Annotated in this window: 18 protein-coding genes; 8 read left to right on the forward strand and 10 right to left on the reverse strand. The window is 33.8% G+C overall.

Features of this window, described 5'->3' with window-relative positions; genetic code table 11:
• Position 1 precedes the first annotated feature (1 nt).
• The 4 genes from DB891_RS00810 to DB891_RS00825 form a co-directional block, all read right to left on the reverse strand.
• Complete coding sequence (locus tag DB891_RS00810) at positions 2 to 2767, reverse strand: PD-(D/E)XK nuclease family protein (protein ID WP_116759620.1); 2766 nt, start codon at positions 2765 to 2767, stop codon at positions 2 to 4.
• Between the two features lie 63 nt (positions 2768 to 2830).
• A complete protein-coding gene (locus DB891_RS00815) occupies positions 2831 to 4258 on the reverse strand; it encodes an OmpA family protein (protein WP_116759622.1) in 1428 nt (475 codons plus the stop codon).
• 113 nt (positions 4259 to 4371) lie between these two features.
• Positions 4372 to 5565, reverse strand: coding sequence for a glycine C-acetyltransferase (gene kbl / locus DB891_RS00820; protein ID WP_116759624.1), 1194 nt, complete (start codon positions 5563 to 5565; stop codon positions 4372 to 4374).
• 76 nt (positions 5566 to 5641) lie between these two features.
• Positions 5642 to 8818 carry a UvrD-helicase domain-containing protein gene (locus DB891_RS00825; RefSeq protein ID WP_116759626.1) on the reverse strand — a complete coding sequence of 1059 codons (3177 nt, stop codon included), beginning with the start codon at positions 8816 to 8818 and terminating at the stop codon, positions 5642 to 5644.
• 303 nt (positions 8819 to 9121) lie between these two features.
• On the opposite strand from DB891_RS00825, the gene DB891_RS00830 reads away from it, so the two are divergent.
• The gene (locus DB891_RS00830) at positions 9122 to 9730 is read left to right on the forward strand and encodes a superoxide dismutase (RefSeq protein WP_116759628.1); all 609 of its coding nucleotides are present in this window, start codon (positions 9122 to 9124) and stop codon (positions 9728 to 9730) included.
• A 740-nt stretch (positions 9731 to 10470) separates the two neighbouring features.
• Here the strand turns inward: DB891_RS00830 and DB891_RS00835 are convergent.
• The 4 genes from DB891_RS00835 to DB891_RS00850 all read right to left on the reverse strand — a co-directional run bounded on the left by DB891_RS00835 (position 10471) and on the right by DB891_RS00850 (position 14608).
• Positions 10471 to 12369: an amidophosphoribosyltransferase gene (locus tag DB891_RS00835; protein WP_116759630.1), complete on the reverse strand. Its 1899-nt coding sequence runs from the start codon at positions 12367 to 12369 to the stop codon at positions 10471 to 10473.
• A gap of 141 nt (positions 12370 to 12510) precedes the next feature.
• A complete protein-coding gene (locus tag DB891_RS00840; protein ID WP_116759632.1) occupies positions 12511 to 13434 on the reverse strand; it encodes a PfkB family carbohydrate kinase in 924 nt (307 codons plus the stop codon).
• 210 nt (positions 13435 to 13644) lie between these two features.
• On the reverse strand, positions 13645 to 14037 hold the full coding sequence (locus tag DB891_RS00845) for a hypothetical protein (protein WP_116759634.1): 393 nt from the start codon (positions 14035 to 14037) through the stop codon (positions 13645 to 13647).
• Positions 14021 to 14608: an RNA polymerase sigma factor gene (locus DB891_RS00850; protein ID WP_116759636.1), complete on the reverse strand. Its 588-nt coding sequence runs from the start codon at positions 14606 to 14608 to the stop codon at positions 14021 to 14023. Before DB891_RS00850 ends, DB891_RS00845 begins: the two co-directional genes overlap by 17 nt.
• Positions 14609 to 14734: 126 nt before the next feature.
• On the opposite strand from DB891_RS00850, the gene DB891_RS00855 reads away from it, so the two are divergent.
• Positions 14735 to 15082, forward strand: a complete 348-nt coding sequence (locus tag DB891_RS00855; RefSeq protein WP_116759638.1) for a DUF6249 domain-containing protein — start codon at positions 14735 to 14737, stop codon at positions 15080 to 15082.
• A gap of 53 nt (positions 15083 to 15135) precedes the next feature.
• Here the strand turns inward: DB891_RS00855 and rnhA are convergent, their stop codons facing one another.
• Both rnhA and purN read right to left on the reverse strand, forming a co-directional pair.
• The gene (gene rnhA, locus DB891_RS00860; RefSeq protein WP_116759640.1) at positions 15136 to 15609 is read right to left on the reverse strand and encodes a ribonuclease HI; all 474 of its coding nucleotides are present in this window, start codon (positions 15607 to 15609) and stop codon (positions 15136 to 15138) included.
• Between the two features lie 11 nt (positions 15610 to 15620).
• A complete protein-coding gene (purN, locus tag DB891_RS00865; RefSeq protein WP_116759642.1) occupies positions 15621 to 16190 on the reverse strand; it encodes a phosphoribosylglycinamide formyltransferase in 570 nt (189 codons plus the stop codon).
• Between the two features lie 177 nt (positions 16191 to 16367).
• Here purN and DB891_RS00870 point away from each other — a divergent pair, with 177 nt between their 5' ends.
• From DB891_RS00870 to DB891_RS00895, 6 genes are all read left to right on the forward strand, one after another.
• Positions 16368 to 16604 (forward strand): acyl carrier protein, encoded by a 237-nt coding sequence (locus tag DB891_RS00870; RefSeq protein WP_007137004.1) that lies wholly within the window; start codon positions 16368 to 16370, stop codon positions 16602 to 16604.
• 179 nt (positions 16605 to 16783) lie between these two features.
• The gene (fabF, locus tag DB891_RS00875; RefSeq protein ID WP_116759644.1) at positions 16784 to 18043 is read left to right on the forward strand and encodes a beta-ketoacyl-ACP synthase II; all 1260 of its coding nucleotides are present in this window, start codon (positions 16784 to 16786) and stop codon (positions 18041 to 18043) included.
• The gene (locus DB891_RS00880) at positions 18044 to 18790 is read left to right on the forward strand and encodes a ribonuclease III family protein (RefSeq protein WP_116759646.1); all 747 of its coding nucleotides are present in this window, start codon (positions 18044 to 18046) and stop codon (positions 18788 to 18790) included.
• 108 nt (positions 18791 to 18898) lie between these two features.
• A complete protein-coding gene (locus DB891_RS00885; RefSeq protein ID WP_116759648.1) occupies positions 18899 to 19387 on the forward strand; it encodes an IPExxxVDY family protein in 489 nt (162 codons plus the stop codon).
• A 5-nt stretch (positions 19388 to 19392) separates the two neighbouring features.
• Positions 19393 to 20823, forward strand: a complete 1431-nt coding sequence (pyk, locus tag DB891_RS00890) for a pyruvate kinase (protein ID WP_116759650.1) — start codon at positions 19393 to 19395, stop codon at positions 20821 to 20823.
• A gap of 110 nt (positions 20824 to 20933) precedes the next feature.
• Positions 20934 to 22580 (forward strand): DUF6377 domain-containing protein, encoded by a 1647-nt coding sequence (locus DB891_RS00895; protein WP_116759652.1) that lies wholly within the window; start codon positions 20934 to 20936, stop codon positions 22578 to 22580.
• Positions 22581 to 22675 lie beyond the last annotated feature (95 nt).

Here is a 22675-nt window from a genome sequence, read left to right on the forward strand (position 1 = left end):
ACTATAAAATTTTCTCCTCAAAAGCAATTTCGGCATCCAATATTTCATTCAATAACAAAACAATTTGTTCGAGATAATTAGACTGTATCTCCTGATTAATAATAGAGACACTCTCCTTTTCTTCTTTAATAGCAAAAGGCAAGAAACCTGATTTTAGGTTTTTAAAAGAAATAATCCCCGCCTCAATAGGCTTTCCTTTTGCATTTTCCTCATACATATAGGCATATGCCAGAACCTGAATGATTTTGTCATTTTTGATGTCCTCCGTCAATCCTTTCCAAGACTTAAGAGTAACACTGGATTTCTCTACTTTTCCCGTTTTGTAATCAATGATCCTAATGGTCCCGTTGCGTTCTTCAATCCTGTCCACATTTCCCTTGATCAAAACAGGAAAAGGCAAACTTGGATGTTGCACTATTCTTTCGAACGTTTTCTCAAGCTCCAGAATCTTTATGTCATCTCCGTTTTTAATACTCTCTAATTCTACTTTCAAGAAATTGAAAACATTTCGCTTTGCTACTTCAAAAGCCAATAAATTTCGTCCTTTTTTGATTTCCCCTTCTTTGTAAACCACTTTAAACTGAATCAAAACTTCAGAATCAATTTTCTTAATACAATTTTGAATGTCTGTTTCTGAAATGAATTTGCCAACGAAAGGGTCGTATAAAGCTCTCAAAGTTTCATGGATAATCGTTCCTAAAGTATTTAAAGCAATATTTTCTTCAACTTCTTCAACTTCACTGATTCGTAAAATCTTTTGGAAATAAAACTGAATCGGGTTCCGTATATAACTCGTCAATGCCGAAGGGGAAAATCCTTTTTCTGCTATTTCTTTCAAACGTAACATTACTTTCTCCGATTTCGGAATAACCATTGGTAAATAAGCGGTGTCTGGTAAAACTGCGTTATAAATTTCGTGGCTTAAATTGTGTTTCGGTTGCTTCTCTACCTCCAATTGGGTAATAAAACGACTTTTTTCTCCTGCATCCAATCCTTCACTTTCCGTATTATAAAGTAAATAAATGTTTTTGGAACGTTGCAACAAATGATAGAAGTGATAGGTGTAGATGGCATCTTTCTCTTTAAAGGTAGGCAATCCCAATTCCCGTTTCACATCATAAGGAATGAAAGAATTTTGTGATTTACCCGCCGGAAATTTCCCTTCGTTCATAGAAGTAATAATAACCGTTTCAAAATCCAAAACCCTGCTTTCAAGGACACCCATAATTTGTAATCCGTTCAAAGGCTCTCCTTCAAAAGAAACTTCGGCTAAATCTATTACTTGCTTATAAATTGCATACAGTGTATCAATCGTGTCAATTTCTTTATGTTTAGAATAGTAATTAATCAGTTTGTTAATCACTTTAAAAATGGCATAGACAAAAGCTTTTGTTATTTTTTCCTCTTCATTTTCATTGCTTAAATTATTCTTGACCTTCAATAATAAACTTGAGATTATTTCTAAAACGGTAATAGAACCCTTCTCCCATTTTTGGAATACAAGCAAGAATAAATCACTGGCATTATCATTTAATTCCAATAATTTATAATGACTGATAAAGGTGTAATTATTTTTATTTATAATCCCAACCAAAGCACTAGTATTCGCATACGGCTCGATTAGTGGATGGGTTAATATATCCAAAACATCCTTATAATAAAAAACATAACTGCTATTGCTTCTTGATAATGCATTGGTGTGCATCTTAAACAATTTTGCAATCAGGATTTGTGCGGGATTATTTTTACTCGAATATCCCATAGTAATATTCAAGGCTCCAACCGAATTTGGTAGAGAATACAACAATGGAATTAACAAATTTTCTTCTCCCAAAACAATAGCTACTTTATCTAATGCTGCATTGGGGTTTTCAATACTGATGTTTTCTATAATGCTTCCCGCAATCTTAGCCTGACCAATCGTTTTTGGAGTACCTATAACTTGAATGTTTTTGGTGCTCGAAAAATCATCCACTATCCATTCAAAAGGATGTGTTTTATAATGTTTCCAACTTTCTTTGAAACGGCGCACGAATAAACCGGCATCATGGTAAGGATCATTTAGAAACGTTTGATCGGCGTCCCAATATATTTTTGCCTGATCTGAAGCAATAAGGTGCTGAATTATTTTTTCCTCAGAAGCATTCAAAGCATTAAAACCCGCAAAAACAAATTGCTTTCCAGATATCGATTTTGAAAAAGCATCACTGTTTTTTACCGCTTCCCGATAAATCAAACCTTGATAACCTATCCCTTTCTTTAGTAAATGTTCGTATAGTGATTTATAATATTTGGGTAATAATTTCCAAAAATCAATGTAGTTTTCGAGTAACTGGGTTTTATTTTCGACTTCAATTCCCCATTTCTTAATGTCTTCAATATCTTTTAAGTACGATAAAACATGATTTGGATCTAATAAATAACGATCGATTTCATTAAAATCTTGGAGTAAGGTTTTAGCCCAATTGGCAAAAAGCTCAAATGACTGCTGGTTCTTTTTTTCAGTAACAGACAAATAGACTTCATAAAACTCAAAAAGCAATTCTATGGGATCAATGGTTCTTATCCCTGCAATACTTTGAACAAAATCTTCAATACTTATAATTTCTGGCGAAAATATATTTTCCTCAGTTTGTTTTTTTAATGCTTCAACAAGAAATATTTTGGCTCGCTTGTTGGGTAAAACCACTATAGTATCAGCTAGTACATTATTATATTCCGTTACTATTACCGTTGCAATTTTATCTAAAAAAGAAGTATTTGTCATTTTATAAATATAAAAAAAGCCATTCAATTAAGAATGGCTTTTTAAAATTATTTGAAGAGTAAATTACAATTTACCTTCGTATACTGAACCTACGTGTCTAATTTCAGTTCTTCTGTTCAATGCTTTACCTTCTTTAGTTTTGTTGTCAGCAACTGGTTTAGATGAACCAAATCCAGCTGAAGTTAAATTAGCAGGGTTAACACCTTTTTCAATTAACTTATCCATAACAACTTTAGCTCTGTCTTCAGAAAGTTTTTGGTTGATTTTAGCGCTACCTGTACTATCTGTGTGACCTTCGATAGCGAATTTAGCGTTAGGGTAGTTTTTAAGAATTTCTTTAATCGCTTCTAATCTACCATCTGTAGCTCCTTTATCTGCAGTTGCCAATATAGCTTTACCAGTTACGAAGTATACCGCTCTAGCTTGAACTTTAAGTTCTTCTAATACTTGCTCAGTTACTTCTGGACATCCTTTGTTGCTAGCAGGACCAGCTACAGTAGGACAAGCATCTTCTTTGTCAATTACACCATCTTTATCAGAGTCTAATTCAGGACATCCACCATTGCTAGCTGGACCAGCAACTGTAGGACATTTATCAGAAGCATCAGTAACACCGTCACCATCAGCATCTGGACAACCTTTTAAAGCAGGTAAACCAGCAACTTCTGGACAAGCATCATCTTTATCAGCAATTCCGTCTCCGTCTGTATCAGGACATCCGTTTAATGCCGCTAAACCAGCAACATCAGGACATGAATCTTTAGAATCTTCGATTCCATCAGCATCTGTATCAGGACAACCGTTGAATTGTTTTAAACCTGCAACTTCTGGACAAGCATCATCTTTGTCATAAATTCCGTCATTATCAGTGTCTTTAGCACCAAACTTGAAAGTAAGACCTGCAGAATATTGAGTATAAGAAGGAGCATCTGGAGTATCAGTTCCAGCATATTGTCTGTCTCCGAAAGATTTTTTGTAAGTTCCCAATAAAGAAAGACCTACGTTTTCAGTAAACCAAAAGTTTAATCCTAAACCTGGATTTACAGTTCCGTAGCTTTCATCACCTAAGAAAGTATAACCTCCACCAACGCTTAAAGTTGGCTCAATTACTTTAGACTTAAGCAATTCCATAAAACTGTAAGTAAGAGTTGCATCGATACCGTAGTACATCAAATCACCAGGGTTTACAACAACATTTGGAGCAGTTACAAATTTATCAATTTGGTTGATAGATCCTGTAACTCCAACAATAAAACCACTTCCTACGTATCTTGACACATTAAGATAAGAAACCGATGGAAGAATATTCCAGTTGTCACTTACTTTAAAAGGTTGGTCAAAATGACTCATAAAGTCATCACCAGCACTAGACCTGTAGTCAATCGCGTTTACTCCAAAACCGATAGCCCATTTATTGTTACTGTCTTGTGCTTGAGAACTTAATCCCATCACCATAGTTACAGCAACTAAAAGTTTGTTAAGATGTTTCATACTTTGATTTTTTAATTACAATTTAGTTAATTTAAGAACAAAAATAGTACGATTTTATTTAACATCAAAATAAAATGTTAAATAAAACATACCGATAAGACAAAAATTAACACTTATATTACATTAAAAGTCTTCCCAACGGATGTAAATGCCTGAATTGCTTTATCCAAATGTTCTTTGGTGTGTGCCGCCGATAATTGTACTCTGATCCTAGCTTTATCCTTAGGAACCACTGGGAAAAAGAAGCCAATAACATAAATTCCCTCCTTTAGAAGTTCATTTGCCATAGATTGGGCTAATTTAGCATCATAAAGCATTACCGGCACAATGGCAGAATCCCCCTCGACTATATCAAAACCGGCTTTCTTCATCCCCGCCTTGAAATAATTAGTGTTCCATTCTAGTTGATCTCTAAGCGTAGTATCCTTTTCTAACAATTCAAAAACCTTTATTGACGCACCTACAATTGCTGGAGCTAAAGAATTTGAAAATAAATAAGGTCTGGAACGTTGACGCAATAACTCAATTATTTCTTTTTTGGCAGTTGTATAACCTCCCATAGCGCCTCCCAATGCCTTACCTAAAGTCCCTGTAATAATATCAACACGCCCCATTACACCTTTGGCTTCTAGCGTTCCTTTTCCTGTTGCACCAATAAATCCTGCCGCATGACATTCATCTACCATAACCAAAGCATCATATTTGTCGGCCAAGTCACATATTTTATCTAATGGGGCTACAACTCCATCCATGGAGAAAACACCATCAGTAACTATTATTTTAAAACGAGCACCCGCTTCATTCGCTTTAATCAATTGTTGTTCAAGATCTTCCATATTGCTATTTTCATAGCGATAACGAGCCGATTTACACAAACGCACACCGTCTATTATAGATGCGTGATTTAAGCTGTCCGATATAATCGCGTCGTTTTCGCCAAACAACGGCTCAAACACCCCTCCATTGGCATCAAAAGCCGCCGCGTATAATATAGTGTCTTCGGTACCGTAAAAATCAGCTATCTTTTTTTCTAATGTTTTATGAATATCCTGTGTCCCGCAAATAAAACGAACAGATGACATTCCAAAACCATGGGTATCCATAGCGTCTTTGGCCGCTTGAACCACTTCGGGATGTGAAGAAAGTCCTAAATAGTTATTGGCACAAAAATTTAAAACTGTTTCGCCCGTTGAAATAGTGATTTCAGCTCCTTGTGGAGAAGTAATTATTCTCTCTTTTTTAAAAATTCCGTTGTCTTCAATGGTTTGAAGTTCTGATTGTAAGTGTTGTTGAATTTTACCGTACATTTTATTTAAATTTTAAAGCTAAAAATTTACAGGCCAAAAGTACTGTAAACTTCGCTATTCGACATTTTTTTATTTTTTACAAATGTACTACATCGATTTCGACTCCTATATAAACAAGTGCTTTTTTTAGTACCTTGAAACCCATTTTCTCAATAGCCATTTGGTAATTTTCCAATTGATATTTGTATTTCGGATTGGGGAGACCTGTTTTATAATCCAGTAAAAAAACTTCTTTCGCTTTATTAATAGCTATCCGATCAGGTTTAATAGTACCTCCTTCGTTCTGAATAATTGTTTTTTCGTTTAAAACTTCATTCCCTTCAGCAAAATGAACTGCCAAATCTTGATGATTTACGATTTCGATAATAGCATTACAAACAACATCTTTTTGAAGAATCGTTATTAATCCATTCTCGATTGCTTTATTGATAGCTAGCTCCACATCGCTTTTTGTAGCTACAAAAGAAAGTATTTCATGGATCACATTTCCAAATTCAATAGCTTCCTGTTGATGAGTACCCCACATTAGTGCTTCTTTTTGGGCAATCTTTATGTTTTTGGGATTCAATACTTCCGAAACTACTGGAATATTTTTGGTGGTGTCGATGTGTATTTCTTTTGCAGATAACTTTGCTGAATTTCCAAAAGGATATTCCAATTGATTTTCATCGTAAAGACCTTGTTGAATCAAATATTTTATAAAAAAAGAAGCCATATTGCTTGGATATTCCCCGTCTTTTCTTGGTTTAACATTTTGAGAAATAATATACAATTGCTCCTCGGCTCTGGTCAAAGCCACGTACAATACATTAATGTTATCCAGCAATTCTTCTTGTTTCTTTAAATTATAAACTGCCGAAGCTTCCTCTCCAAATTCTTCAATAGCACTACTGTTATCAACCAGCACTTTTGGCATATCAAAATCTTGCTCTTCCGAATTAAGCCATAACTTATCTTTTGGTTTTCTATTGTAATCTTCTTCGGCAAAAGGCATTATTACAACAGGGAATTCTAATCCCTTTGATTTATGAATGGTCATTATACGAACTGCATTAGTCCCTTCGGGAGAAGGAATGTTAAATTTCTCCGAGTTTTTATCCCAATAATTCAGGAAATCTGAAATTCCAGCTTGATTACGAACATCTCGCTCTAAAACAATATCCAGAAAATATTGAACATAAGCAGTTCCCAAAGGCAATGTCTCTAGGTTCTCATTGGTTTTTAAAAATTTTGAAATAATAATTTCAACAGCTTCATACAATGATTTTTTTCTAATGTTTTGAAAAGAGAGTTCTATATTACAGTTTTCAAGCCATTTTTCGAAAGGCAATTCCTCTTTCTCCTCCATTCCTTTGGCTATGAAATCGTGAACTGGTAATTCATTTTGTTTGTTTTGCGCCAAATATTGTAAAAAATTAGCCTTTGACTCTAAATCGGAGCTGTTTTTTAAATACTTTAATATGTGAATAATCAATCGAACTTCGGTGGCATTTTTAATCATCAACGTTTCGGAAGACAAAAGCGGAATGCTTTGTTCCGTTAAATAATTGGCAATCGCAATTCCTTGGCTTCGTTTTCTAGTCAAGATTACAATGTCTTTATATTCAAACCCTTCGTTGATTACTTTTTGAATGGTATTTAAAGTAGCTAAGACATATTGTGCGGATTTATCCAAAACTTCTTCGTCTTCGTTTTCTTGCTCTTCTATTTTTGGCAAAAAAGAAATATTCACATAGCCACCCACTTTGCTATTTATCTTCTGACGGCTATGGTTTTCATATAAATCTTTATAATCGGCATTACTGAACTCATTGGACAACAATTGAAAAAAATCATTGTTGAATTTGATAACTTGAGAATAACTTCTATAATTTTTGTCTAAATGCTCTAGTTTTTTCTCAGGATTACTGAAGGGATTTTGGTCTTTACTCAATTCGATAAACTGTTCAGCTTTCCCTCCTCGCCAACGGTAAATCGATTGTTTAGGGTCGCCCACTATCATCAGAGTCCCTTTTTGCCCGGAATCATCTTGACCCGAAAGCGCATTATCAATAAGCGGAATCAGGTTTTGCCATTGCATTTCGGAAGTATCCTGAAATTCGTCTATAAAAAAGTGGCGGTAGCGCTCCCCTAATCTCTCGTATATAAAAGGAGCAGGTTGGTTTTGAATTTCGCGGTGAATAATCGCATTGAACTCGGTTATCGAAAGTACATTTTGTTCGTTTTGAATTTTTGCCAATTCATTGCTGACTGTATTTAATAACGATAAGGGAGTAATATTTTTTAAGAAGGCTTTATAGAAATTTCGCTTTTCGAAGTTTTTGTAAACTTCAGCAAGACTTTGCAACAAATCAGGGATAATGTTTTCTATCAAGGCTCTGTCTTTTGCCGTTTTATTGATGGCAATATCATCGAACTCCCGAAACATCTTGTTTTTTGGATTGAATTTCCCATCCGCTATACTCTGGAGATGATTGGGAAAAGTTCCTCTGGAAAATGACTTTAAATCAATTCCATTTTTGTCTATTAATGATAACGTTGCTTCGGCAAGAGTTGCGTTTTCTTTCTCTAAAGCAGCACAGACTTGAACTAATTTTTCTTTTACAGCAATAAAATCGCTTATTGATTTATCGTGAAAATGAGTAATTTCATTTCGGTTATTTTCATTCAGCACTAATTTTCCTGTTTCCAAAATTTCACGTGAGATGTCCCAGGATTTATCATCATCGGTTTTTTCCATTGTGAAATCGATGAGTAGTTTGGTCAGAACTTCATCTTCACCCGCTTGTGCAATGATGGCATCTACGGCTTCAATCAGCAGGTTTTCAGTATCCAAAGTCACTTCGAAAGTCATTGGTAATCCCAAATCGTGTGCAAAAGCACGAATCACTTTGTGCGTAAATTTATCAATCGTGGATATATCAAAAGCAGCATAATTATGAATAATGTGCTTGATGATTTGTTGGGATTTGGTTTTTATTTGAATGATTGAAAGCGCAGTATCCACAGCCAAATCCTGCATCAAATCCAACGCTTTCGCATTAGGCTCCTCTTTGGCAAATTCAGACAAACTGCCTACGATTCGGCTTTTCATTTCGTGAACCGCTTTGTTGGTAAACGTAATGGCTAGGATATTTCGGTAAGCGTCATTCTTGTTTGCGGTAAGAATGATTTTGAGATATTCTTTTACAAGAGCATATGTTTTCCCTGAACCTGCGGAAGCGTCGTAGATGGCGAAAGAAGGTCTTTCCATTTGAATTTTCAGATTGGTGATTAACGATTTTAGATCTCTGATTTACACTATTGCTTCCTAAAATGCCGAATGCCCTAGCCCCGATAGCAGTGAAAATCCTTTTTCTAGTCCCGTTTTTTTTCTAACGGGACTAGAAAAAGATTCCAACGAATAGCGGGAAATAGCTCCTAATTACAATGATTCCAGCAATGAAAATCGTTGTATCATTTTATTTGATGAAATTATAACGAAATAGAATTTTCAATTCCAAAGTTAAATGTTTATTTTTGAATAAATATTTATAAATCATTAAACAACTATATTATGGCTTTTGAATTACCACAATTACCTTATGCGTATGACGCATTAGAACCTCATATTGATGCTCGTACAATGGAAATTCACCATTCAAAGCACCACAATGCCTATACAACAAATTTGAATGCAGCTATCGCTGGAACTGATTTGGAAGGAAAAACAATTGAAAACATCTTGATAAATCTTGATAAAACGAATGCTGCCGTACGTAATAATGGCGGTGGTTTTTATAATCACAACTTGTTTTGGACAGTAATGTCTGCTAACGGTGGCGGATTGCCAACTGGTGAATTGCTAGAAGCCATTGAAGCTGCTTTTGGTACTTTTGAAGAATTTAAAGCAAAATTCGCTAAGGCTGGAGCTACACAATTTGGTTCTGGATGGGCTTGGTTATGTGTACAAAAAGGTGGTAAACTTGATGTTTGTGGAACTCCAAATCAAGACAATCCTTTGATGCCTGGTGTAGGTTGTGGTGGAACTCCAATTTTAGGAATGGATGTTTGGGAACATGCTTATTACTTGCATTATCAAAATAGAAGACCTGATTATATTGAAGCTTTCTTTAATGTAATTAACTGGACAGAAGTATCTAGACGTTTTGCTTTAGAGAAATAGTTTAGAAAGATAATAGATTCTTAGATAATAGACGGATAGACTGAAAAGTTTGTTCGTCTATTTTTTTTACAATTACTTTTCCTATTCTCTTTTTTGAGACTTTATTCCAATAAAAAAGGTGGAATTTCTTCCACCCTTTTTGCCCCAAATCTACCATAAACTTAACCTACTAAAATTATGGTACGTAAATATACTACGATAAAGTAGCTTTTTAAAATATACTCGACGAATGTCCAATAAACCAGTTGATTTGCCAAAATACTGATTCTCAACATTATTAATCAGCAAAATATACCAAAAAAAAAAATAAAAATAATTAATAGCAATTTTACCTAATTGCTTCATTTATGTCCAATAAAAAAGGTGGAATTTCTCCCACCCTTTTTGCCCCAAATCTACCATAAACTTAACCTACTAAAATCATGGTAGTCAAATGTACGTCGATAAAAGACGTATCCAAAATATACTCGATGAATGTCCTGTAATTTCGTTTAAACAGTAAACGGCTAATTATCAGTACTATAAACTTTACTTTCTAGGCAAAAAAGAAATCTTTTATCTAATTATTTGACTTTATTCCAATAAAAAAGGTGGAATTTTACTTCCACCCTTTTTGCCCCAAATCTACCATAAACTTAACCTACTAAAATCATGGTGGTCAAATATACTTCGCTATTTAAGACTATAAAAATAAATCCGATAAAGTACCGGAAAAACCGTTTATCAAAATTTGTTTCCTATTAATATGCTCTAGCATCTTTCCCTTCGTAGAAATTCATAAAAGCACGATTTACTACACGATTACCTCCCGGTGTTGGATAATCACCTGTAAAATACCAGTCCCCCAAATTCTTTGGACAGGCAATATGCAAATCTTCAACCGTTTGGAAAATAATTTTTATTTTGGCATTAATCTCAGGAGAACTTAAAAGCTCTGCTATTTTATCTGAAACTTCTTGTGGTGTAAAAGGAGCATATATAGCGGTAACATAATTTACTACTTCGCTATCTTTAAAATTTTCCTGTGCTTTACATTTAGCATAAACTTCGTCTACGATGTGATACAAGTTTCTTTCTTTTAATAATTCCAATGCTGCTTTAAAAGCAACTAATCCTTCCAGTTTTGCCATATCAATTCCATAGCAATCCGGAAAACGAATTTGTGGCGCAGAGGAAACAATTACAATCCTTTTTGGATTCAAACGATCCATCATTTTGATGATACTCATTTTAAGGGTTGTCCCTCTTACGATACTATCATCAATAATTACAAGATTATCCGTCGGCTTTATTACACCATATGTCACATCATAAACGTGAGCAACTAAGTCATCTCTACTACTGTCTTCAGTAATAAAGGTTCTTAATTTTGCATCTTTTATGGCAACTTTTTCGGTTCTAATTTTTACGGAAAGCAATTTTTCTAACGTATCTTCATTCAAAAGATCTTTGTTTTGAAGAATGAAATTTTTCTTTCTTTGATTCAAAAAGTCTTGAGCCGCTTCAACCAATCCGTAAAAAGAGGTTTCGGCAGTGTTTGGAATATAAGAGAAAACCGTATTGTCAGTATCATTATCTATAGATTCTAATACTGCAGGCAAAATAAGTTTTCCTAGATTTTTTCTTTCTTGATATATTTCAGCGTCGCTTCCTCTAGAAAAATAGATACGTTCGAATGAACAGGCTTTTTTTACTGTAGGAGTAAGGATTTCAGTCATAGATACTGTTCCATTTTTCTTAATGATCAAAGCGCTCCCTGGATCAATCTCTTGAACTTTCTCAAAAGGGACATTAAAAACGGTTTGTATTACAGGTCGCTCTGAAGCAACCACCACAATCTCATCATCTTGATAGAAATAAGCTGGACGAATTCCTGCCGGATCTCTAAAAACAAAAGCATCTCCGTGACCTAATAATCCCGCCATGGCGTATCCTCCGTCAAGATTTTTGGAAGAACGTGCCAATATTTTAGCAACATCTAATCTCTCTGCGATTACTGGGGAAGCTTCTCTTTTTGACAATCCCATTTCTTTGCAGTCCTGATACAGTTGCATTACTTCTTTATCAAGGAAGTGACCAATTTTTTCCATTACGGTAACTGTATCGGCCATTTCTTTTGGATGTTGCCCTAATTCAACCAAATTTTGAAAAAGCTCTTTTACATTGGTCATGTTAAAGTTACCCGCCAAAATCAAGTTTCTGTGCATCCAGTTACTTTGACGTAAAAAAGGATGAACACTTTCGATACTGTTTTTACCAAAAGTTCCATAACGAACGTGACCTAAAAACAATTCTCCTATATAAGGGATATTGGCTTTTAATTTTGGAACATCATCCGCATATTCAGGATGAGCCACCATCTCTTCATTTATTCTTTCATTTATTTGTTTAAAAACATCTTGAATAGGTTGTGCATGATTAGAACGTACACGACTGATGTATCTTTCACCAGGTTCTACATCTAACTTAATGCTTGCAAAACCAGCACCATCTTGACCACGGTTGTGCTGTTTCTCCATAAGCAGATACATTTTTTGTATGCCATAGAAAGCGGTTCCGTATTTTTCTTTGTAGAATTCAAGGGGTTTAAGAAGTCTAACTAAAGCTATACCACATTCGTGTTTTAAAGCGTCGCTCATTGTGTTTTTGTTTGTAGTTATTGGTATTTAAAATGGTAATAATTTTATTTTTATTATTAAAATCCGAAGCAAGCTCGTATTTTTCTCATAAAAACTATCTGTATTAATTAAAAAAAGCCCCGTTTGAGAGGCTTTAGATTCTTATAATTCTATATCAAACTGGGTCAAAGATTTGAACTGTTGTAATCTTGAGACCACTTCTTTTTTATCTAAATCAATCATTCTTTCTGTTCCAAATTTCTCTACACTAAAGGAAGCCAAATTAGAACCTTGAATTACTGCATTTTTCATATTATCAAAAGAGACGTTTTCGCTTTGGGCAATAAATCCTGCAAATCCTCCAGCAAAAGTATCTCCTGCTCCTGTTGGATCAAACACTTCTTCTAAAGGCAATGCCGGTGCAAAAAAGATTTCTTCCCCGTGAAACAATAATGCTCCATGTTCTCCTTTTTTAATTACCACATACTTAGGTCCCATTGTATGGATTTTTGCAGCGGCTTTAACTAAAGAATATTCTCCAGAAAGTTGACGCGCTTCTTCATCATTAATAGTAATAACATCTACACGTTTAATGATATCCATTAATTCTGGCAAAGCACAATCCATCCAAAAATTCATAGTATCCAGAACTACTAATTTAGGTTTGGTTTCCATTTGATCCAAAACGCTACTTTGCACTAACGGATGCAAGTTTCCTAACATCACAATTTCTGCATTTTTATAGTCTTGAGGAACTTTTGGTTGAAAATCGGCCAAAACATTAAGTTCCGTTACCAAAGTATCTCTTGAATTCAAATCATTATGATATAAACCACTCCAAAAGAATGTTTTTCCTCCTTTAACAACTTCAATTCCAGAAATATCAATATTTCTATCTGTTAATAAATCCAGATATTCTTGCGGAAAATCATCTCCAACTACAGATACTATAGCCGATTGCACCTTAAAAAAAGAAGCTGAGATACCAATATAAGTTGCTGCTCCACCAAGGATTTTGTCTGTTTTTCCAAAAGGAGTTTCAATTGCGTCGAAAGCTACCGTTCCAACAATCAATAATTTATTCATTATATGAGTTTCGAATTAAGGCGCAAAGATAGTCCATAAGTTGCAATATTGCAAAGGTTACAAAGCACAAAGTTTTACTAATATATCCATTTGATTTTCAAATAATTAACAATTAATTTTGAACTTTTAGCTACTTTAAATAGAATAAAAATATTTTAGCTTTGAACGGTTGGTAACTCTCAGAATAAATTTAAAAAAACAAAACCAAATTTACAATTGATACTTCTTGTCATAATAATTTTTCAATAATCGTATCTGTATCAAAATCATTAGAGGAACAATTAGAAGAGCATAAATTGTATTCTTGGAAAAATGGACCTCTGAAAACAGGTTTGAAATATTTACAACATACGAATGACCTATTTCCGAATCGTATGACTCATTCCCAAAGGCAGTATAGAGAATCAAAGAAATTAAACTCCCTAAAATAACAATCCAAATAGGTGTAGAAATCAAAGGTTTGTAATCCTGGATTTTACTTTTTTCGGCAGCTAAAATTTGGGACATTACTTTTGAAGTAAAGTCAATTGACGGCGACTCCAAGGTACTTTCCGCCATTATTTCACCTATAAATTTTTCAATATTTTTATCGCTCTCTTTCATAATAATCCAATATTTCCGATTCCAATTGCTTTTTTAAAATGACTGCTAATTTTTTTCTACTTCTAAATAACTTTACTTTGACGTTATTGGAATTAATATCCATAATTTTTGCAATCTCATCTAAATTCTGATCGTCAAAATAATACAACGTTAGTAAAAAACTTTCTTCCCTTGACAATAAATTCATGCAATTCAGAATAGTTTGTTTCCGCTCTTTCTCTTCCAAAGCGCTCAAAGCGTTATCCAGAGTTTTAACTAAATGATCCGAAAATTCGTCAATTGAAATAGTGTTCTCTTCCTTTTTATTCTTTTTTAAACGATCCAAACAGGTATTATAGGCAATTTTATAGATCCATGTCGAAAATTTAGAATCCCCTTTAAACTTATTCAAGGAATTATAAACCTTGATAAAAGTATCTTGAGAAACCTCTTCTGCTTCTTCTCTGTTTTTAATCATCTTTAAAGCCAAAGTAAAAATCATTTCCTTATGACGATCAACCAATACGCCAAACACATTTGTGTCCCCACGTATAATTTGATTGATATAATGTTGATCACTTAACTTATCCATATACTAGTAAGACGCCAATAACTTAATTAAGGTTACAATTAAGTTATTTTATTTTTTTGACAAATCTGTAACCTAAATCAAAACTGTTTCGTCATATGGAATATCAATCACTTAAATTATTTAATCATGCTACCAGGTATTTTAATCCCCTTGAGTTTTTTCCTTATGATCTTTGGAATTGTTTATCTTGTTTATTCTACAAGAAACCGAGAGCGTTTAGCTCTTATTGAAAAAGGCGTAGACGCCAGTATTTTTTTGGAAGGAAAAGACAAAGGCGTTCCTATGTGGAAAGTATTTATTCTAAACCTAGCTTTTTTGTTAATCGGAAGTGGCGTTGGGATTTTTATCGCTTTGCTAATTACAACTTACACCGCCATGAATGACAGTGCTGTTTATCCAGCAATCATCATCACAATGGCAGGAATTGGTTTGCTTGCAGGATTTAACAAGGCTAAAGAATTAGACAAAGAATAAATAATTTTTCAATATAACGTATCAAGAAAATATTTTGATACGTTATTGTTTTTTTATTTCGAATCAATCGCTTCATAAAAAGCATCAACAGAAAGTTGTTTTTGCATAGCAGCCATAACGGCTAATTCGTCACATCTTTCGTTTTGGGGATGGTTATTGTGCCCTTTTATCCATTTAAAATCTACCTGATGTTTTCGGTACACCACTAGGAAACGTTTCCATAAATCTGGGTTTTTCTTTCCTGCAAAACCTTTTTTTTCCCAACCAAAAACCCATTTCTTTTGTACAGAATCCACAACATACTTCGAATCTGAGATCACTAAAACAGACGTATTCTCATTTTTTAATTTTTCTAAGCCCACAATAACACCCAACAATTCCATTCGGTTATTGGTTGTATATCGAAAACCCTCATAAAATTCTTTTTTATACGGTTTCCCAACCCATTCCATGACCACTCCATAGCCCCCATTTCCTGGATTTCCTTTGGCAGCACCGTCTGTATATATATGTACGTCGTAATTCAATAGGTTAAGGTTTAAAAATTATTTAAAAGCAATTTTTCAATTTCTTCCGGAAAATGTTTTTGTTCTAATGCATGAATCTTTGCCGCAACATCATCCGGAGTATCGGTTTCGGACAAAACTACACATTGCTGAAAAATAATATTCCCTTCATCATAATTCTCGTTTACATAATGAATGGTAATTCCTGTTTCTTTTTCATTATTTTCGACAACAGCATTATGAATATGCATTCCATACATTCCTTTTCCACCATACTTTGGCAATAGTGCTGGATGTATATTTACGATTTGATTTGGATAGGCTTCAATTATATTTTCGGGGAATTTTAATAAAAAACCCGCAAGCACGATTAAATCTGGTTGAAATAAACTTAACTCTTGTAGCGTTTTTCCTGAATTTAAATCATCTTTAGAAAAAATAACCGTGGGAGTATTTAGTTTTTTTGCTCTATCAATTACTTTAGCATTTGCATTATTTGTAAAAACGGCAACCACATTCCCAGTACAGCTTGTGGCAAAATACTTGGTAACATTTTCAGCGTTAGTCCCCGATCCAGAAGCAAAAATCACTATTTTTTTCATAATTCAATCCTTTTATTTATGCAAAAAAAGGAATAAAAATTGAAAATAAATAGGATTGGGAAATCTTTGTCAAAATAAATTTTATAAATTAGTACTCACATTTATCAACTAAATAGTTGTTTTAAAATAAAGTTGTTTTATTTTTGCCAACAAATTAAATTCTAAAATTAAAAGATTATGTCAGACATTGCATCAAGAGTAAAAGCGATTATCGTAGACAAATTAGGTGTTGACGAAAACGAAGTTGTAACAGAAGCAAGCTTCACTAATGATTTAGGAGCTGACTCATTAGACACTGTTGAGCTTATTATGGAATTCGAAAAAGAATTTGACATTCAAATTCCAGACGATCAAGCAGAAAACATCGCTACTGTAGGTCAAGCTATCTCTTACATCGAGGAAGCTAAGAAATAATAATTAAACACCCGTTTACAATTTTGTATTCGGGTGTTATTATTTTTTAAATTAAATTTTCGATTGAAATTCAATCTAAATATATTTATATTATAATACCCATGGATCTTTTACAATACTATTACAGTATAGAAAGCATGGGCTTTATTTGTTTAAAAAGATAACAAAACAAAAAAGTTATGGTTTTAAGAAGAGTTGTTGTAACAGGCCTTGGTGCTCTTACTCCCATTGGTAATAATATTGAGGAATTTTGGAATGGTCTAATCAATGGTGTTAGTGGAGCTGCTCCAATAACCTATTATGATGCTTCAAAATTTAGAACAAAATTTGCCTGTGAAGTAAAAAACTTCAATGTTGAAGACTTTATAGACAGAAAAGAGGCACGAAAAATGGACCGTTACGCACAATACGCTATGGTTGCATCAGACGAAGCTATAAAAGATGCTGCTTTCGATTTTGATACATTAGACAGAGACAGAGTAGGTGTTATTTGGGGTTCAGGAATTGGAGGATTAGAAACTTTTCAAATAGAGGTTCTTAATTTTGCAGCTGGTGACGGTACTCCAAAATTTAACCCTTTCTTCATACCAAAAATGATTGCAGATATAGCTGGCGGTCATATTTCAATGAAATACGGACTTAGAGGACCAAATTTCACAACAGTTTCAGCCTGTGCATCATCAACAAATGCTATCATTGACGCTTTCAACTACATTAGACTGGGTCATGCAGATGCAATAGTAACTGGTGGTTCAGAAGCAGCTGTAACAATTGCAGGAATGGGAGGTTTTAATGCAATGCATGCCTTATCAACCAGAAATGACGACCCAAAAACAGCTTCTAGACCTATGGACAAAGACAGAGATGGATTTGTATTAGGTGAAGGTGCTGGAGCATTAATCCTAGAAGAATACGAACATGCTGTAGCCCGTGGCGCAACAATATATTGTGAAATTGGCGGAGGCGGAATGTCAGCAGATGCTTATCACATTACAGCACCACATCCGGAAGGATTAGGAGCTAAAAATGTAATGTTAAACTGCTTGAGAGATGCTGGTTTAGAACCAACTGATGTTGATGGAGTAAATATGCACGGAACTTCAACTCCACTTGGTGATATTGGAGAATCTAAAGCAATTCTACATGTTTTTGGAGAGCATGCTTATACCATGAATTTGAATTCAACAAAATCAATGACAGGTCATTTACTTGGAGCTACTGGAGCAATTGAAGCCATATCCTGTATCCTTTCATTAAAACACGGAATTGTTCCTCCAACAATCAATCATTTTACAGATGATGAAAATATTGACCCAAAATTAAACTTTACTTTTAACGTTGCTCAGAAAAGAGAAATGAATGTGGTAATGAGTAATACCTTTGGTTTTGGCGGTCACAACGCCTGCGTTTTGGTAAAAAAATTAGATTACAAAGCATAAATGCGTATTATTAGAAAAATATTCTCAAAATCCCGTTCTCTAGAAGACGGGATTTTTTTTGATGCTATTCAACCTATCCTTGGATTTAGCCCGGTAACGCTTGAATTTTACAAAAAAGCATTTACCCACCGTTCTTCCAATCGGTTAGACTTAAAAGGAAATCCGATTAATTACGAGAGACTGGAATTTCTTGGTGACGCCATGCTAAGCTCTGTTATAGCAGCTTATCTTTTTACCGAAGCTCCTTTAGGAGATGAAGGCTACCTTACCAAAATGCGTTCTAAAATTGTCAGTAGAGAACACTTAAATGAACTGGGAAAAGATTTAAATCTAATTCAGTTCATTGAGAGTAAAGTTCCTTTACATCATTTTGGAGAAAACATACACGGCAATATTTTCGAATCATTGGTTGGAGCCATCTACTTAGATAGAGGCTATGAATATTGCGAAAAATTTATCCAAAAAAGAGTAATTGTACCTTATGTAGATATTGCTCGATTAGAAGGAAAAGTAATCAGCTATAAAAGTTTGGTTATAGAATGGTGTCAAAAAGAAAAAAAAGTATTTCATTATGACATTTTTGAAGATAATGCCATAGATGGTCAACGATTATTTGGCGTAAAATTGAGCATTGACGATAAAGTTATAGCCAAAGCCAGAGCAACTTCAAAAAAGAAAGCAGAAGAAAAAGCATCCCAACGCGCTTATTTTGCTTTTCAAGAAAAAATTGACAGAAAACAACTATAACGTTAGTAATACTACATCGTTTTCGTTAATAAAATAGTATAATCATAGCTATTTGCCTTCTATTTGCTTGGATAGAAATGGTATATTTACGCTTTATATGTAAATGAAATGGCAATTCATAAATTAGATCTTGGCGAATTTGACGAAATAGATTATAGTCTAATTGCTATTTATACCTCATTAGATGATTATCGATTGGCTTATTACATCAATCAAAAATTTAATGTAAGTCTGAGTAAATCTAAAAAAGAAATTCAAATTACAGGAAAAGAAGGAGAAGTTCATTTTTCAAGATTTCATTATTATGAAAAGAAAAAAGAAATTTCCTGGGATTTGATACAGAATAAAAACGAAGTTATTCAAAAACAAAAGAAAGAGAGTCAGGACTTGTTTTCTAATATAGACATGGATATTTCATCAAAAGTGTATATGCTTCCGGAATTCAAAAAAGTAGATTACTTTTTGAAAATAGAAAATGGGGAGGAGAATTTGAATATTTTAAAAATACAGAATACATTAAATACAATTGACAATATAACTACGATGTATATTGTTGATACTAATAAACTAAAATCAAAAAACAATTTAATTTTTTAATAACAATGCTTACAAACAAAAAAACCAAAATTGTAGCCACACTTGGGCCTGCATGTAGTACCCGAGAAATCATAAAAGACATGATTGATGCAGGTGTAAATGTATTTAGAGTGAATTTTTCACATGCTGATTACGAAGATGTAAAACAAAAAATAAGTATCATACGAGGTCTGAACGAAGAGTTTGGATACACTACGGCAATTCTTGGAGATTTACAAGGACCTAAACTACGTGTTGGAGTTATGGAAGATGGTGTCGTTGTAAATGACGGTGATTTAATTACTTTCACAACTGCAGAAGATATACTAGGTACTGCCAAGAAAGTATTCATGAAATATGCAAATTTCCCTAATGATGTAAATCCAGGAGAAAGAATATTACTGGACGACGGTAAACTGATATTTGAAATTGTTACAACTGATAAGAAATCAGAAGTTGTAGCTCGTGTAATTCAAGGAGGTGAATTGAAATCTAAGAAAGGTGTAAATTTACCAAACACTAAAATTTCTTTGCCAGCGATGACTGAAAAAGATGTTGCAGATGCCATTTTTGCAATAGAGCAAAATTTAGATTGGATTGCACTTTCTTTTGTAAAAACTCCACAAGATTTACAAGACTTACAAGACTTAATTGCCAAACATTCTGAATACAAAATCCCGATTATTGCTAAAATAGAGATGCCTGAGGCATTAGAGAACATCGATCGAATTGTTGCTTATTGCGATGCTTTGATGGTGGCTCGTGGAGATTTAGGAGTTGAACTTCCTGCCCATGAAGTACCATTGGTTCAAAAAGAATTAATTCGCAGAGCAAAAACAGCTAGAATCCCTGTAATTGTTGCTACTCAGATGATGGAAACAATGATCACAAGCTTGACGCCAACTCGTGCTGAAGTAAATGACGTTGCTAACTCTGTTATGGATGGAGCTGATGCTGTAATGCTTTCTGGAGAAACAGCTACAGGAAATTATCCGGTACAAGTAATCCAAAAAATGACTCAAATCATTGAAGCGGTTGAAGATTCTCCGCTAATCCAAGTTCCTCAAAACACACCACAAGTAAGAACAAACCGTTTTATTACTAAAACAATTTGTCATCATGCTGCCCTTATGGCCAATGTGATTAAAGCAAAAGCAATTTGTACCTTGACCAATAGCGGCTATACGGCTTTCCAAATTTCGGCTTGGAGACCATCAGCCCATATTTTGGTTTTTACTTCAAATAAAAGAATCCTTACCCAACTTAATTTATTATGGGGAGTGAAATCTTTTTATTATGACAAAAAAGTAAGTACCGATGATACCGTTACTGATGTAAATAATATTGTAAAAGAAAAAGGTTTTGTGAAAAAAGGTGATTTCCTAATTAACTTAGCCGCAATGCCAATCATTGAAAAAGGAATGGTAAATACATTAAGAATTTCTGAAATAGAATAATTTCAAAAAACTCTCATGCCACTAAAAACCGTCTTGTTTCTTAAATAGATTCAAGACGGTTTTTTTATTTGAATTTCTAATTATTTTTATACAAAATAAATCCAACTTCAATGAATCGATTTTTGCTGTTTTTTATTATTTTACTTCTGCCATTACTATTATTTGCCCAAAATAATCCAAATGTACTATTGCTTGAAATAGACAGAACTATTGAAAACAATTCTTATTACACCCAAAAGAAAGAACTCAAAATCACCCAACTCAAAGCGTTATTATATCATACGACTACTCCTAATCGAAAATATGAGATTACGCAAAAATTGTATAATGATTACCAATCCTACCAATCTGATTCTGCCTTAGTATATGCCAGACAGAGTTTCCAAATAGCAGAAAATCTTAATGAGCCTGAAAAACTAAATCAGGCAAAATTTAATCTCGTGTCTATAATGGGGACATTAGGTATGTACAAAGAAGGTCTAGATGTGCTGAATGCTATAACTATTACATCAACTCTCAATTTAAAAGGTTCTTTTTATGGTGTTAGTAGAGTAATTTATGGGCAAATGGCCGACAATGCTTCTTCTCAACAAGAAAAAGAAAAGTATCTTTTACTTTCAAAACAATACCGAGATTCCTGTGTAAATTTTTACCCTACTCATTCTACTCCATACATTATCGCGAAAGCTGATTGGTATTTAGATAACAAAAAACATGACAAAACTCTCGATTTATTACTTCCATTCTTTCCTAAAATTCATCAAAAAGATCCTAATCGGGCTATAATATCCTATATCATTTCACAAGTATACAAACAGAAAAAAGACAGGGATCAGGAGAAAAAATGGCTAAGCATTTCGGCTCTATCCGATTTACAATTGCCAAAAAAAGAATACATCTCACTACGTTCCTTGGCCTTTCTACTCTATGAAGATGGTGATATTGAACGGGCTTACACCTATATAAAACGTTCTCTCGACGATGCGGTTGAGTGCAATGCCCGATTGAGAACCTATGAAATATCAAAGATGTTACCCATCATCAGCGAATCCTATCAACAACAAAACGAAACCAATAAATTCCAATTGGTCGTGTTTTTAATTAGCGCCAGTTTTTTGGCACTCATTTTGCTTGCCCTTTTGTTTCTACTCTTCAGACAAATGAAAAAATTATCTAAAGCAAAAAGAGATTTAAGCTTGGCTAATGATAAACTTTCTGAATTGAATGCTGAACTAAGCACTTTTAACGAAAGGCTAAATCTTTCGAATAACACTTTAACGGAAGCCAATTTTTTAAAAGAAATATACATCGGCCGTTATATGGATCAATGCTCCGACTATTTAGGGAAGTTGGATGAATACCAAAAAAAACTAAATGTATTGGCGACCACAGGGAAACTGAATGATCTTGTAAGTGCAGTAAAATCAAAGCAATATATTGAAAATGAGTTAAAAGAGTTTTATGCGAACTTTGATAAGACTTTTTTACAACTCTTCCCCAATTTTATTCATGATTTTAATACACTCATAATCCCAGACGAACCCATTCAACTAAAAGAAGATGAGCAACTCAATACCGAATTAAGAATTTTTGCACTCATTCGTTTGGGAATAAAAGACAGTGCAAAAATCGCAGTATTTCTCCGCTATTCCATTTCAACTATTTACAATTACCGTTCTCAACTCAAAAACAAATCGGCTGGACCTAGAGATGAATTTGAAGAAAAAGTGATGCAAATTGGAACAAGTAATAAATAAATTTTTTCCTTTCAAGATCTTATTGGAACTAAACCCGCTTTCATTTAAAAATCTGGTTTACTTTCTTACCACTTTTTTTAAAAATTAAATGTTTG

The sequence above is a fragment of the Flavobacterium laiguense genome (assembly GCF_003097655.1).
Classification (GTDB): Bacteria; Bacteroidota; Bacteroidia; order Flavobacteriales; family Flavobacteriaceae; genus Flavobacterium; species Flavobacterium laiguense.

What these genes read in the sequence shown, in the direction of transcription:
- DB891_RS00810 (WP_116759620.1), bottom strand. Translation starts at nt 2,767, where the DNA reads ATGACAAATACTTCTTTTTTAGATAAAATTGCAACGGTAATAGTAACG.
- DB891_RS00815 (WP_116759622.1), bottom strand. Translation starts at nt 4,258, where the DNA reads ATGAAACATCTTAACAAACTTTTAGTTGCTGTAACTATGGTGATGGGA.
- kbl (WP_116759624.1), bottom strand. Translation starts at nt 5,565, where the DNA reads ATGTACGGTAAAATTCAACAACACTTACAATCAGAACTTCAAACCATT.
- DB891_RS00825 (WP_116759626.1), bottom strand. Translation starts at nt 8,818, where the DNA reads ATGGAAAGACCTTCTTTCGCCATCTACGACGCTTCCGCAGGTTCAGGG.
- DB891_RS00830 (WP_116759628.1), top strand. Translation starts at nt 9,122, where the DNA reads ATGGCTTTTGAATTACCACAATTACCTTATGCGTATGACGCATTAGAA.
- DB891_RS00835 (WP_116759630.1), bottom strand. Translation starts at nt 12,369, where the DNA reads ATGAGCGACGCTTTAAAACACGAATGTGGTATAGCTTTAGTTAGACTT.
- DB891_RS00840 (WP_116759632.1), bottom strand. Translation starts at nt 13,434, where the DNA reads ATGAATAAATTATTGATTGTTGGAACGGTAGCTTTCGACGCAATTGAA.
- DB891_RS00845 (WP_116759634.1), bottom strand. Translation starts at nt 14,037, where the DNA reads ATGAAAGAGAGCGATAAAAATATTGAAAAATTTATAGGTGAAATAATG.
- DB891_RS00850 (WP_116759636.1), bottom strand. Translation starts at nt 14,608, where the DNA reads ATGGATAAGTTAAGTGATCAACATTATATCAATCAAATTATACGTGGG.
- DB891_RS00855 (WP_116759638.1), top strand. Translation starts at nt 14,735, where the DNA reads ATGCTACCAGGTATTTTAATCCCCTTGAGTTTTTTCCTTATGATCTTT.
- purN (WP_116759642.1), bottom strand. Translation starts at nt 16,190, where the DNA reads ATGAAAAAAATAGTGATTTTTGCTTCTGGATCGGGGACTAACGCTGAA.
- DB891_RS00870 (WP_007137004.1), top strand. Translation starts at nt 16,368, where the DNA reads ATGTCAGACATTGCATCAAGAGTAAAAGCGATTATCGTAGACAAATTA.
- fabF (WP_116759644.1), top strand. Translation starts at nt 16,784, where the DNA reads ATGGTTTTAAGAAGAGTTGTTGTAACAGGCCTTGGTGCTCTTACTCCC.
- DB891_RS00880 (WP_116759646.1), top strand. Translation starts at nt 18,044, where the DNA reads ATGCGTATTATTAGAAAAATATTCTCAAAATCCCGTTCTCTAGAAGAC.
- DB891_RS00885 (WP_116759648.1), top strand. Translation starts at nt 18,899, where the DNA reads ATGGCAATTCATAAATTAGATCTTGGCGAATTTGACGAAATAGATTAT.
- pyk (WP_116759650.1), top strand. Translation starts at nt 19,393, where the DNA reads ATGCTTACAAACAAAAAAACCAAAATTGTAGCCACACTTGGGCCTGCA.
- DB891_RS00895 (WP_116759652.1), top strand. Translation starts at nt 20,934, where the DNA reads ATGAATCGATTTTTGCTGTTTTTTATTATTTTACTTCTGCCATTACTA.